Here is a 12208-nt window from a genome sequence, read left to right as displayed (position 1 = left end):
TGGAAGATATGCTGCTTGGCAAAGGACAAAAGGGGACGTCCCACTGCGTGTGTGTGGACTGTGAGGAGGACTGGCCCTACGAGTCAAAGCTCCAGCGGGTTATCGAGGCAGCCTTGGAGACGGAGGGGGTGGACGTGCCCTGCGCCGTCGATGTGCTTATCACAGATGACGCAGGCATCCATCAGGCCAATCTGGAAACGCGAGGGGTGGACCGGCCCACCGATGTGCTGTCCTTTCCCATGTTCGAGCTGTCTCCCGGAGAAAAGCCCAGAGCCGAGTGGGCGGACCCAGACACGGGCAAAGTCTTTTTGGGGGATATGGTGATCTCCCTGGAGCGGGCAAACGAGCAGGCCGAGGAGTACGGTCACTCCCTGGAGCGGGAGCTGTGCTATCTAACGGTACACTCGGTCCTCCATTTGCTGGGCTACGACCACCTGGACGAGGGCCCGATGAAGCGGCAGATGCGGGAAAGAGAAGAAAAAATTTTGACGGAGATGGGTCTTGACCGGACATAACACAGCGGAGCCAAGTCATAGGACTTGGCTCCGTCTGTTCTATTTGGGACAAAGACATTCGTCATAAAAATTCTGACAGGCTTTGTGGGACATACTGTGCCTGGGGTAGACAAAATAGAGGGGGCGCAGGATCTGCCAATCGGACAGATGCAGATAGGTCAGTGTACCACACGCCACCTCCTGGGCGGCCACCTGCTCATACATGAAGCTGACAGCATGAGTTGCTTTCAGCAGTTCCTTAATCATTCGGAAGCTGCCGCACTCCAGTACAGAGGAGAAGGATTGGGGAGAGCAGCCGGCTTGAAAGAGTCTGTTTTCCAGAATGGCGCGGGTGCCTGATCCGGGCTCACGCAAAATGAGAGGATAAGAAAACAGATCTGTCAGCCTGTGTTCTTTCTGTGAAAGAGGATGGCTGGCGGCAGCCACAGGTAAAAACCGGGCAGTATGAAAAATGTGGCTGCAGAAGTCATTGTCATAAAAGATCCCTTCGATGAGGGCACAGTCCAGCTCTCCCCGAACACAGGCGGACAGCATTTCTTCCGTATTGCCTACATGGAGCGCCAGGGGACGGAAGGACTGGGCCAGAAAGGGGGCCAAAAGAGGGGGAAGATAATAGTCGGCAATGGACAGGGTGGCACCGACCCGGAGAGTTTGGGCGCTTTGGTTGAGCTGCTCCAGCAGCCTGTGCTCGTTGGCTGCCTGAAAGGTGGCGTATCGATACATCAATTCTCCCGCTCGGGTGAGGGCGAGCTGATGGCCTGTGAAGTCGATGAGCTGGGCACCGTAGTGCTCTTCCAGCTTTCGGATGTGTTGAGAAACGGCGGGCTGGGTGATATGAAGGGCCTGGGCGGCCAGTGTATAGCTGCGCAGCTCCACTACAGTGAGAAAGGTCTGAAGTTTTTGGTCCAGCATATGTTCACGTCCATTAAAAATATTTATTATATATAATATAACATAATTTGATTTTATAATCAACCGGTGTTATGATGAATGTGACCAGAGGGAAATATTGCAAAAGGAAGTGGAGCTATGAAGGTGTTGAACCGGATAGGGGAGCTTATTCCCGGACTTTTACTGGCATTGGCTATCGCGGCTTGTGCCAAATTCATTGAGGGTCTACTGCCGATCCATCTCATTGGGGCGTCAGTCATTGCCCTGTTCATCGGTATGGGACTCAACCAGATCAGGAAGCCGAGCGATGGTGTGGCCAAGGGCCTGAAGTTCACATCCAAAAAAATTCTGAAATTCGCCATCATTCTCTTGGGAGCCTCGCTGTCCATCAAGGTAGTGCTCAATGTAGGCCGGCTGTCCCTGGTAGTCATGATGTTTACCCTGCTGACCTGCTTCGGCGGCGGATATTTTGTGGGGCGGGCACTTGGCCTGAACTGGAAGCTGTCTAACCTGATTTCTGCCGGGACGGGGATCTGCGGAGGCTCTGCGATTGCGGCCATCGCCCCGGTGATCGATGCGGAGGATAAGGATATTGCCTATGCCATGTCGGCCACTTTTCTATTTGACATGGTGATGATCGTCCTTTTTCCTATTATGGGGCAGGCCATGGGATTAAGCGATATGGCCTATGGACTATGGGCCGGGACGGCGGTGAACGACACCTCCAGCGTGGTGGCGGCAGGATACGCCTTTTCAGAGGGAGCCGGCGATTTTGCCACAATGGTGAAGCTGACTCGCACCTTGGCCATCATCCCCACTGTGCTGGTATTCAGCCTGATCGAGGTGCGGGAGAAACGGAAGGCCGGGATAGTGTCTCAGGGAGAAAAAGTGAAGATTACCTCTATCTTTCCCTGGTTCATCCTGTGCTTTTTGGGAATGGCAGCCATTAACAGCCTGGGAGTGTTTCCGCAGGAGCTGTCTTCTGGCTTAAAAGAGCTGAGCAAATTCCTAATGGTGGCAGCTCTGGCAGCCATCGGCTTAAATACTGATTTCCGGGAAATGCGTAAATCTGGCATTAACCCCATGATTCACGGATTTATTATCTCTGCCTTGGTGGTAGTAGTGGCAATCGCGGTCGAGTATTTTATGGGCATTGTGTAACACGGTCGGCAAACGACCCGCCAAATCGGCGGGCCGTTTGCTATTTTCCGTCAAATATGATAAAATAAAAAGCAGAAAAGGGAGAGGTGGCCTTTCTCTGACTTGAAAGATAATAATAAAAAATATTTGTAGACGGGAAATTGTTCACACCTGAGAAAGTGAGGATTATCTTATGCCGATTATCAAAAAATCCGGTATCATTACTCTGTGCGGCCGGCCCAACGTAGGCAAGTCCACATTGATAAACACCCTGGTGGGGGAGAAAGTAGCTATCGTTACCAACAAGCCCCAGACCACTCGGAACCGCATCTGCGGTATTCTGACACGGGGAGAGAGCCAGTTTGTCTTTGTGGATACGCCGGGTCTGCATAAAGCCCGTACTCGCTTGGGGGACTATATGGTGAATGTGGTCAGGGAGAGTGTGGCTGACGTAGATGCGGTGGCTCTGCTGGTAGAGCCCATCCCGAATATTGGGGAGCCGGAAGCACAGCTTATCGCCCGCGTCAAGACCCTGGGCTGTCCCGCCGTGTTGGTCATCAACAAGGCGGATACGCTGGAGCGGAAAGACAAGCTCCTTGAAGTGATACAGCTTTACAGCCAGGAACACGACTTTCAGGCCGTGGTTCCTATCTCCGCCAAGACCGGCGAGGGGGTGGAGGAGCTGCTGGGCGTGCTGGAGGGCTTCCTTCCCGATGGGCCCCAGCTCTTCCCGGAGGACATGACCTCCGACCAGCCGGAGCGGCAGATGATGGGGGAAATCTTACGGGAAAAGCTGCTTCTGTCCCTGGATAAGGAGATCCCTCATGGGACCGCGGTGGAGATTACCCGTTTCGTAGAGCGGGAGGACGAGGTCATTGAGGTAGAGGCCACCATCTACTGCGAAAAGAACAGCCATAAGGGTATCATCATCGGCAAGGGCGGTGCCATGCTGAAAAAGATATCCACCCTGGCCCGGCAAGATATGGAGCGATTTATGGGGACTAAGGTGTACCTCCAGACTTGGGTAAAGGTCAAGGAAAATTGGCGTGATAATCCCGCGGCAATTCAGAATTTTGGCTACCACCAGGATTGATTGCAGCTGACGCCAGCAATAAACAGAATTTCCCGGTCATACTTTCCATGAGAAAAGCCCAGTCTAATTGCGGAGAGATTTGTGGGAGGACTGGAGTATGAATGAGAACGGACTGTGGAGCTTATTTTGGGAAACCGGTCTGCCAGAAGCCTATCTGATGCTCGCGGCCCTGGACCGGGAGGGACCGGCACTGCCGGCCAGGCCGTCGTTTCGGCCTCAGCCCAAGGGGGCGGACCGGGCATAGTCCTGAGGCTGTGCCCCGGTACATAGGAGATACGCTATGCATATGACCACTAAGGCTCTGGTCCTCCGTCAGGTGGACTATAAGGAGTCGGATAAGATCCTGACGCTCTTTACCCAGGAGCAGGGGAAACTCACTGCCTCCGCCCGGGGCTGCCGAAAAAAGGGGAGCGCCCTGGCCGCGCCATGCCAGCTATTGGCCTGGTCAGAAATGGTGCTATACGACTACCAGGGGCGCTGGACCGTGAAGGAGGCGTCCACGGAACGGCTGTTCCAGGGGGTGAGGGATGACCTGGAGCGGCTGGCTTTGGGCTGCTATTTCGCCGAGGTGGCGGAGCTGTTGGCAGTGGAAGGGGTCGCCAGCTCTGAGCTGCTCTCATTGATATTGAACAGCCTGCACGCACTGGATAAAATGAAAGAGAAACCCCTGGCGTTGGTTAAGGCGGCCTTTGAACTGAAGGCCATGTGCTTGTCTGGATACGAGCCGCTGCTGGACGGCTGTGCCGTCTGCGGCAGGACCCCGCCGGAGGAGCCGCGCTTCCATCTGCGAGAGGGCGTGGTCCACTGTGCTGCCTGCCGGGGAGAGATGGGGGAGGGCATCTCCATGCCTCTCAACCTCCACGCGCTGCGGGCTATGGAGCATATCGCCTATGGAGATCCAAAGCGGCTCTTCTCCTTTTCGATAGGCGGGGAAGGGCTGACCAAGCTGGCGGATCTGACAGAGGCATATCTCCATACCCAACTGGAGCGGGGCTTTCAGACGCTGGATTTTTACAAAGGGATACAGACCGGAGGGATATGATTCAAAAAAAGCCCGCTGTGGAGTTCCACAGCGGGCTTTTTCCGCAATATTCATTACTGCTGGGCCTCGACCTGGCCAAATGTGTGGCCGTTATAGGTCAGACAATTCTTGCACATCCGGTGAGGCAGCCGGAACGCCCCGCACTTGGGGCAGGTCACGATACCGGGAGTTTCCAGCTTCCAGTGGGAGCTGCGCCGCTTATCGCGCCGGGCCTTGGACACTTTTCTCTTAGGAACCGCCATGGGTGACACCTCCTTCGGTTTACGTGCCGTGCGGCACTTCGACTACTCACTCAGTTTCGCCATCCAACAGCTGCGCAAGGGCCGCCAGTCTTGGATCTACTTCAGGTCTGCACCCGCAGGGACCGAGATTCAGGTCAGCCCCGCATTTGGCACACAGCCCTTTGCAGTCGTCTGAGCAAAGGTTTTTGGTATCCATCTCGAGTACGAAAGCCTCCGTCACCACCTGGTCCAGATCCAACTCAGTTCCATCCAGAAGGATGATCTCGTCGTTCTCCTCATCCTCCAGGGCCTGGGCAACCAGACTGTCCAGCCGGACCACCTTTTCACGGGAAAATTCCTTCCCGCAGCGGTCACAGACCAGATCCAACAGGGAACTGACCGTCCCCTCCAGCACAAGAGCGCCCGCGTGGTTGGTCACGCTGCCCTGGGCTAGAACGGGGCGGGTGATGGGTTTCCTCCCATAAAATTCCAGACCGGACAGGTCTGCCTGGAACTGGAAGGTCTTGCGGGCGTCTGGCTTATGAATGATATCTTTCAGATCCAGACGCATGGCTTCCTCCTGGGTTTGACCCTAAACTCGCATAATGGTACGGAAAGTATTATAGAGAAAAGTTCCCAACTTGTCAAATCTTTTTTTCTGATTGACAAATATAATTTTTTATGGTCCAATTTTGGGAAGATAGGGCACTTTTTACAGCCTTTGTAGGAGAGAGCCGCCATGAAAGAATTTACCATTGGAAAAAATGACGCAGGTCAGCGGCTGGACCGCTGGCTGGCCAAGACGATCCCCCTGCTGCCTGCCCCGCTGGCCCAGAAGTATATCCGCCTCAAGCGGGTAAAGGTCAACGGAAAGGGCTCCAAGCGGGACATCCGGCTGAATGTGGGAGATGTGCTCCAGTTATATATCAACGACGAGTTCTTTGACCGCCCCACCCCGGAAAACGCTTTTTTGTCCCTGTACCAGCCGAAGCTGAATATCCTGTATGAGGATGAGCATATCCTGCTGCTGGACAAGCGGCCCGGCCTGGTGGTCCATCCGGATGAGAACGAGCGAGTCAATACCCTGCTTACCCATATCCAGGCTTACTTATATCAGAAGAAGGAGTGGTCTCCCTATTGGGAGAATTCCTTTGCGCCGGCCCTGTGCAACCGTATCGACCGGAACACGGGGGGCATAGTCATTGCGGCTAAGACGGCGGAGGGACTCCGGGTGATGAACCAGAAGATCAAGGACCGGGAGTTAAGCAAATACTACCTGTGTGTAGTCCAGGGCAGGATGGCGCCCAAGGAGGGGAAACTGGAAGGCTATCTCTTTAAGGACGAGGTCAAAAAGCAGGTCTATGTCCGCGGCCGGCCGGGGCCGGGGGCCAAAACTGCCGTTACCTTATATAAGACGCTTGCGGTGAAAAACGGCCTGTCCCTGGTGGAGTGCGACCTGATCACCGGGCGGACCCATCAGATCCGTGCCCAATTCGCCCATGCCGGACACCCCCTCATCGGGGACGGCAAGTACGGCAGTGAGCGGGAGAATCGAAAGTATGGCCGCCATGGGCAGGCCCTGTACTCCTATAAGCTCGCCTTCCACTTCACCACCGATGCCGGACCTCTGGAGCACCTGAATGGCCGGACCTTTCAGGTGGAGGACGTGGACTTTGTCCGAGAGTATTTTGGAGCTTGGCCAGAGGCCGGGAGAGAGCCGTCCTCCCGGTGAATAGGCTGGAAAAGAGTCGGGACAGCCTCGGCTCTTTTTTATTGAATATATTATTGACAAACAATAATTTTCTTGATATCTTATATTTAAAATTATTGTAAAACAATAATTGAAGGGCGGAATAGATATGAAGAAAAAACTGTGGATGCTAACAGGGGGAGCCATTCTGGGGCTGCTGGCGGCTCTGGCCGGAGGGCTGTTGTCCGCCAAAACCGGGTGGAGCACGATGAATGACCCTCTCCTATCAGTAGGGCGGGGTCTAAGGGCGCTGTCCCTGTCTGGCTTTGGGGGCGACCTGCTGGCCTGGTTGGTAGTCCTGCTGGTCAGCGGGGCGCCCTTGCTGCTCCTGATTCGGATAGGGAAGAAGGGCAGAGGGATGGAGGATCTCCTTCTTGGCTTGATGGCCCCTGTGATCTTCTGCTGGCTCTTTTATTTGGCCAATCCGACCCAGCTGGGGGAGACCGCGGCCCAGATCTTCCCCTTAGCCGGAGGGTGTACGGTGCTGTCTATGGGGGCGGCGTGGCTGGTTTTGAAGCTGCTCCGGGGCCTGGATGGGGCGCCCACCCAGCGCCTAGCTGCCGCCTTTGGGGCGCTGCTCTCCGGCTGTGCCCTGCTGTGTGCCTTTTCCGTGGCCTACGGAGGGGCCGCCGGGGTAGCTGCCCAGTGGGCCCAGGTGGTGGAAGGCAACACGGACCTTGGAGGGCTGACGCTGCCAGTCCTGATTGTTCTGGGGGTGCTGAACGCCGCCCCCGGCCTGCTGGTAGCTGTAACTATGGTTTGGGGCTCCGAGCTGGCCCCCGTCCTGGGGGGCGGCACCTTTGACCAGGCGGGGGCGGAGCTGTGCGGCCGTGTTGCTCTGGCCTGCAAGACGGCGGCGCAAGCTACTGTGACGCTGACTGTCTTTGCCAACCTGCTCCAACTGGCCCTGGTGGGGGAGCTGCTTTCCGCCAGCTTCTCCATCACCCTCCCGCTGTTCTCACTGGCGGCCTCCGCCGGGCTGTTTCTCCTGTGCCGCTGCCTTCAGCGGGGGGCGGTCCTCCAGGAGGACAACGACTCCATCATTTGAGGGAAAGCCATGGCGATCAGAGTATATTTGAGCGACGTGCTGAAGGAGCGGGGCATGACCTCTAAGGAGCTATGTGCCAAGGTGGGAATTACCGAGGCTAACCTGTCTATCTTGCGCTCCGGGAAGGCCAGCGGTGTGCGCTTCCACACCATCAATAAGATATGCTACTATCTGGACTGTCAGGTGGGGGACATTCTCCACTTTGACGGACGATTGGAGGACAAAGATGAAGAAACTGTGGACTAAGGGGAAGACAGGGGCGGCGGCCGTCCTGCTGGCCTGCTTTCTGGCGGCTCTAGCCGCCAGCACTTCTGGCAGCCGACTGGCCCGGCCAGAGAGGGAGGACCCCGGAGCGGACCAGTTTATCGGTTTTCACATGGTATTGGAGAAGATGCCGAAGGAGGGGGAGGAGATCCCGGTGGACCAGAGTCACTGGGTGGAGTACGGCACAGAGGAAATGAAAACAGAGGACTTCGGCACCCTGTCCTTTCCCAAAAAGATTTTAATTGGACGGTTTACCGACGATCCTCACGGACAGGACTATGAATTTCCAGGTCTGCCTGGCCTGAACTGCTTTTTGGCCGAGGAGGAGCTGGAAGAAGGCGGTACTCAATATGCCGGTACCAGCGGCCTGGCGGGCGCTCATATTAAAGTGGGCGATGAGGAGGAGTCTATCAGCGGAACGGTCTACTTTGGACCGCCTTTGGATGACAGAAACTGGAATACAAACGAGTTTGACTACTGCTGGACTGCCTATCAGGTGTACCAGATGGAGGATGGCACGGTCTATCTGGACGGCAGTGGAAACAGCTACGGCGGTATGGGGGGATTTACCACTAAGGTCACAGACACCCAAACCAAGACCGCCGATGGGGAGGAGGAAATATTCTCTTTTACGGCGGAAGTAACGATGGAATCTGTGGAGCGGGTGACAGAGCTGGAGGTCCGCTGGTACGGAGAGGAGGAGCTGCTGGACCGCAGGACGCTGACCATGGAGGAAGTGGGAGAGGGGCTGTCCCTGGAGCGGCCCCAGGGGGCGGTCTGGGCCCTTGTGACCCAGAGGGACCGGACTGGAGACACAGAGCGGTCTGTCTACACTCTGGGGACGGAAGCGGGCGCTTCCCACCATCTGGTCCAGCTGGATGAGCGGGGGATGGGCCGCGTGGTTTATCTGAATTTGGATTAGGATCGGCGGGAGAGGGAAAGGACCCTCTCCCGCTGTCCTGTTTGGGTCCAAAACCGGTCTGGACATGCTGCGGGGGAGCGGAGGGGAAAAGTCAGAAAAAATTTTAGGGAAAATCATTGACATTTGGGGTATGACCGGATATAGTGTATCTCGCTATCCGTGAAAACCCGGCCCCCCGGATGTCCACAGCGGGCGGACGCCGAACCGGGTGAATAAATCGAGGGAGCTGACAAGTTTTTATCAGACTAAAGGGGGATAAGCGAGATGTCCAAGGAGCTGATCCGTCTGTCCAACTGCACCATGTCCTTTGACGGCGAAGTGGTGCTGGATGGAATCAATTTGTATATCAACGACAAGGAATTCCTCACACTGCTGGGTCCCAGCGGGTGCGGCAAGACCACCACACTCAGAATCATTGGTGGTTTTCAGACGCCCACCTCTGGCGATGTTTTTTTTGACGGTGTGAGGATTAATGCTGTTCCGCCCCATAAACGGGCGGTGAACACGGTATTCCAGAAGTATGCCCTGTTTCCCCACCTGAACGTATATGAGAACGTGGCCTTTGGCCTGCGTATCCCGAAGGCGGATGATAAGGGGAAAAAAGTCAAGCTGCCGGAAAAGGAGATCCACCAGCGTGTCATGGAGATGCTGGAGGTGGTCAACCTGAAGGGCTTTGAAAAGCGGCACATCAGCCAGCTGTCCGGCGGCCAGCAGCAGCGGGTGGCCATTGCGCGGGCCCTGGTGAACCGGCCCAAGGTGCTTCTGCTGGACGAGCCCTTGGGCGCCCTGGACCTGAAGCTGCGCAAGGATATGCAGAATGAGCTCAAGCGCATCCAGCAGGCTATGGAGATCACCTTTATTTATGTTACCCACGACCAGGAGGAGGCCTTGGCCATGTCCGACACTGTAGTGGTCATGGACGGCGGCAAGATCCAGCAAATCGGCACTCCTGAGGACATCTATAATGAGCCGAAAAATGCCTTTGTGGCCGACTTTATCGGTGAGTCCAATATCATCGACGGCATCATGCGAGAGGACGGAGTGGTGGAGATCTTCAACCGGCGGTTCCAGTGCCTGGACGGAGGCTTTGAGAAGGACGAGGCGGTGGATGTGGTCATCCGGCCCGAGGACGTGGATATCGTCCCCGAGGACCAGGGCCAGCTGAGGGGCACGGTCACCAACGTGACCTTCAAGGGAATGCAGTACGACATCATCGTAGACTTCTATGGCTTCAAGTGGCTGATCCAGACTACCGACCTGTCCCCCGTGGGCAGCCGCATCGGCATCAAGATTGATCCCGATGGCATCCACGTTATGAAGAAGAGCCAATACTCCGGGATGTTTGGCGACTACTCCTCTTACTCCGAGGAGTACGAGGAGATCGGCGACGCCTCCCTGGAACCGGACGAGGCGGATGGGGAGGACGGAGATGAAAAGGAATAAGCTGCTTTCCCTGTTTGCCGCCCCCTATGTGTTGTGGATGGCGGTATTCACCATTGTCCCCATCTTTATGGTGGTGTTCTACGCCTTTACCACGGCGAACAGCGCCGAATTGATCGCGGCGGGCAACTGGAGAGAGGCGTTTACCCTGGATAATTTTGCCCGGATGGGCACCTACGCGGTGGTTTTTACCCGCTCCTTCAAGCTGGCCATCATTGCCACGGCTATCTGCGTCCTCATCGGCTATCCCTTGGCCTACTTCATGGCCAAGGAGGGCCCCGGCTTTCAGAAGATGGCCATGGTCATCATTATGCTGCCCATGTGGATGAACTTCCTCCTGAGGACCTACGCCTGGATGTCCATTCTGGACAACAGCGGCATTCTGAACCAGTTTTTCCAGGCGGTGGGCATCATAGATCTGGGCAATTTATTGAATGGCTGGCTCAATGATGTCTGTGCGGCCATCAACACGACGGTGCTGCCGGCCCTGAAAGATCTGCCGGGGATCGGGGAGCTGCTGCCAGCCGATTTCCTGCTGGATGCAGCCCGGCCGACCAATATGAAGTTTTTTAAGCTGCTCAACACCCAGGGCGCTGTGGTGCTTGGCATGGTTTACAACTACCTGCCCTTTATGATCCTGCCCATCTATTCGGTGCTGCTTAAGCTGGACAACTCTCTGCTGGAGGCAGCCAGGGACTTGGGGGCCAGCTCTGCCCGGGTATTCCGGAAGATTACCCTGCCCCTGTCCCTGCCAGGTGTGCTGTCCGGCATTACTATGGTGTTTGTTCCGGCCGTTTCCACCTTTGCAATCTCCAAAATGCTGGGCGGCGGCACCCAGATCATGCTGGGCGACCTGATCGAGATGCAGTTTCTGGGCAACGCCTACAACCCGAGGCTGGGCTCGGCTATCTCCCTGGTAATGATGGTCATTGTGGTCACCTGTATGTGGATTATGAATCGCTTTGGAGAGGGCGAAGAACAGGCGGTGACGCTATGAGAAAAAATGGTATCGCTTCCCGTGCCTTTATGGTCATGGTGTTTCTGTTCCTGTATGCCCCTATCTTTCTGCTTATCATCTTCTCCTTCAACGAGGGAAATAGTAACGCGGTCTGGCAGGGCTTTTCTCTAAAGTGGTATCAAGAGCTGTTCAAGGACCGGATCATTATGCAGAGCGTATATACCACGCTGACGGTATCCCTGATCGCCACAGTGGTATCTACTGTTGTGGGCACCTTTGCCTCCATCGGTTTTTACAATATGCGCCGGCGTTGGCGGGAACCTCTGGTGACGGTCAACAACATCCCAATGATCAACGCCGACATCGTCACCGGTGTGGCGCTGTGTCTGTTCTTTGTGGCTGCCTTTGGCGCCTGGAACGGCTTTGTGGAATGGATGGAAACGACCCATCGGCTTACCGCGCCCAGGCTGTATATGGGCTTTGGCTCCTTACTGATCGCCCATATCTGCTTTGATATCCCACATGTGGTGCTGTGCATCATGCCCAAGCTGAGGCAGATGGATGGCCACCTCATCGACGCGGCCCAGGACCTGGGCTGCACCTGGATGCAGGCGTTCTGGAAGGTCGTGGTGCCCGAAATCAAGCCGGGCATTGTGTCCGGCGCGCTCATCGCCTTCACCATGAGCGTGGATGACTTCGTCATCTCCTACTTTACTGCCGGCTCCTCAGTGTCCACCTTGGCCATGACTATTTACGGCATGACTAAGAAGCGGATTACCCCTAAGATCAACGCCATTTCCACCCTGCTCTTTGCTACGGTGCTGCTCCTGCTCATTATCAACAATGTGAGGGAAGCCCGATTGGAGAAGGCCAGAAAGCAAAGACGATAATCACCCTATTTTGTTCTCAGGGCCTGCCGGCCTG

15 protein-coding genes are annotated in these 12208 nt (G+C 55.8%); 12 read left to right on the top strand and 3 right to left on the bottom strand.

Features of this window, described 5'->3' with window-relative positions; genetic code table 11:
- Positions 1-8 precede the first annotated feature (8 nt).
- Positions 9-515 carry an rRNA maturation RNase YbeY gene (ybeY, locus tag ACEVJK_RS00420; protein WP_186852075.1) on the top strand — a complete coding sequence of 169 codons (507 nt, stop codon included), beginning with the start codon at positions 9-11 and terminating at the stop codon, positions 513-515.
- A 39-nt stretch (positions 516-554) separates the two neighbouring features.
- Here the strand turns inward: ybeY and ACEVJK_RS00415 are convergent, their stop codons facing one another.
- Positions 555-1427, bottom strand: a complete 873-nt coding sequence (locus ACEVJK_RS00415; RefSeq protein WP_240287331.1) for a LysR family transcriptional regulator — start codon at positions 1425-1427, stop codon at positions 555-557.
- A 117-nt stretch (positions 1428-1544) separates the two neighbouring features.
- Here ACEVJK_RS00415 and ACEVJK_RS00410 point away from each other — a divergent pair, with 117 nt between their 5' ends.
- The 4 genes from ACEVJK_RS00410 (at position 1545) to recO (ending at position 4681) form a co-directional block, all read left to right on the top strand.
- Entirely contained in the window at positions 1545-2567 is a 1023-nt protein-coding gene (locus ACEVJK_RS00410; protein WP_186852077.1) for a YeiH family protein, read from the top strand.
- A gap of 172 nt (positions 2568-2739) precedes the next feature.
- Entirely contained in the window at positions 2740-3639 is a 900-nt protein-coding gene (era, locus tag ACEVJK_RS00405) for a GTPase Era (protein ID WP_262669849.1), read from the top strand.
- Positions 3640-3736: 97 nt separating this feature from the next.
- On the top strand, positions 3737-3883 hold the full coding sequence (locus tag ACEVJK_RS00400) for a hypothetical protein (RefSeq protein WP_262669847.1): 147 nt from the start codon (positions 3737-3739) through the stop codon (positions 3881-3883).
- Between the two features lie 36 nt (positions 3884-3919).
- Positions 3920-4681 (top strand): DNA repair protein RecO, encoded by a 762-nt coding sequence (recO, locus tag ACEVJK_RS00395; protein ID WP_186852080.1) that lies wholly within the window; start codon positions 3920-3922, stop codon positions 4679-4681.
- A 53-nt stretch (positions 4682-4734) separates the two neighbouring features.
- Here the strand turns inward: recO and rpmF are convergent, their stop codons facing one another.
- Positions 4735-4923: a 50S ribosomal protein L32 gene (gene rpmF / locus ACEVJK_RS00390; RefSeq protein ID WP_147572136.1), complete on the bottom strand. Its 189-nt coding sequence runs from the start codon at positions 4921-4923 to the stop codon at positions 4735-4737.
- Between the two features lie 46 nt (positions 4924-4969).
- Positions 4970-5473: a DUF177 domain-containing protein gene (locus ACEVJK_RS00385; RefSeq protein ID WP_147572137.1), complete on the bottom strand. Its 504-nt coding sequence runs from the start codon at positions 5471-5473 to the stop codon at positions 4970-4972.
- A gap of 168 nt (positions 5474-5641) precedes the next feature.
- Between ACEVJK_RS00385 and ACEVJK_RS00380 the strand changes: the two genes are divergently transcribed.
- From ACEVJK_RS00380 to ACEVJK_RS00350, 7 genes are all read left to right on the top strand, one after another.
- Positions 5642-6634, top strand: a complete 993-nt coding sequence (locus ACEVJK_RS00380) for an RluA family pseudouridine synthase (RefSeq protein ID WP_147572138.1) — start codon at positions 5642-5644, stop codon at positions 6632-6634.
- A 127-nt stretch (positions 6635-6761) separates the two neighbouring features.
- Complete coding sequence (locus tag ACEVJK_RS00375; RefSeq protein ID WP_374739743.1) at positions 6762-7700, top strand: hypothetical protein; 939 nt, start codon at positions 6762-6764, stop codon at positions 7698-7700.
- Between the two features lie 9 nt (positions 7701-7709).
- The gene (locus ACEVJK_RS00370; protein ID WP_147572140.1) at positions 7710-7946 is read left to right on the top strand and encodes a helix-turn-helix transcriptional regulator; all 237 of its coding nucleotides are present in this window, start codon (positions 7710-7712) and stop codon (positions 7944-7946) included.
- On the top strand, positions 7927-8886 hold the full coding sequence (locus tag ACEVJK_RS00365) for a hypothetical protein (protein WP_374739742.1): 960 nt from the start codon (positions 7927-7929) through the stop codon (positions 8884-8886). Before ACEVJK_RS00370 ends, ACEVJK_RS00365 begins: the two co-directional genes overlap by 20 nt.
- 264 nt (positions 8887-9150) lie before the next feature.
- Positions 9151-10329 carry an ABC transporter ATP-binding protein gene (locus ACEVJK_RS00360; RefSeq protein WP_147572142.1) on the top strand — a complete coding sequence of 393 codons (1179 nt, stop codon included), beginning with the start codon at positions 9151-9153 and terminating at the stop codon, positions 10327-10329.
- Positions 10316-11323: an ABC transporter permease gene (locus ACEVJK_RS00355; protein WP_240287341.1), complete on the top strand. Its 1008-nt coding sequence runs from the start codon at positions 10316-10318 to the stop codon at positions 11321-11323. The genes ACEVJK_RS00360 and ACEVJK_RS00355 overlap by 14 nt, the downstream gene beginning before the upstream one ends.
- Positions 11320-12174 carry an ABC transporter permease gene (locus ACEVJK_RS00350; RefSeq protein ID WP_147572143.1) on the top strand — a complete coding sequence of 285 codons (855 nt, stop codon included), beginning with the start codon at positions 11320-11322 and terminating at the stop codon, positions 12172-12174. Before ACEVJK_RS00355 ends, ACEVJK_RS00350 begins: the two co-directional genes overlap by 4 nt.
- Positions 12175-12208 lie beyond the last annotated feature (34 nt).

Source organism: Flintibacter sp. P01028, assembly GCF_041925235.1.
Classification (GTDB): Bacteria; Bacillota; Clostridia; order Oscillospirales; family Oscillospiraceae; genus Lawsonibacter; species Lawsonibacter aceti.
The sequence above is the reverse complement of the archived record's forward strand: the minus strand, read 5'-3'. Positions and strand labels throughout refer to the sequence as shown.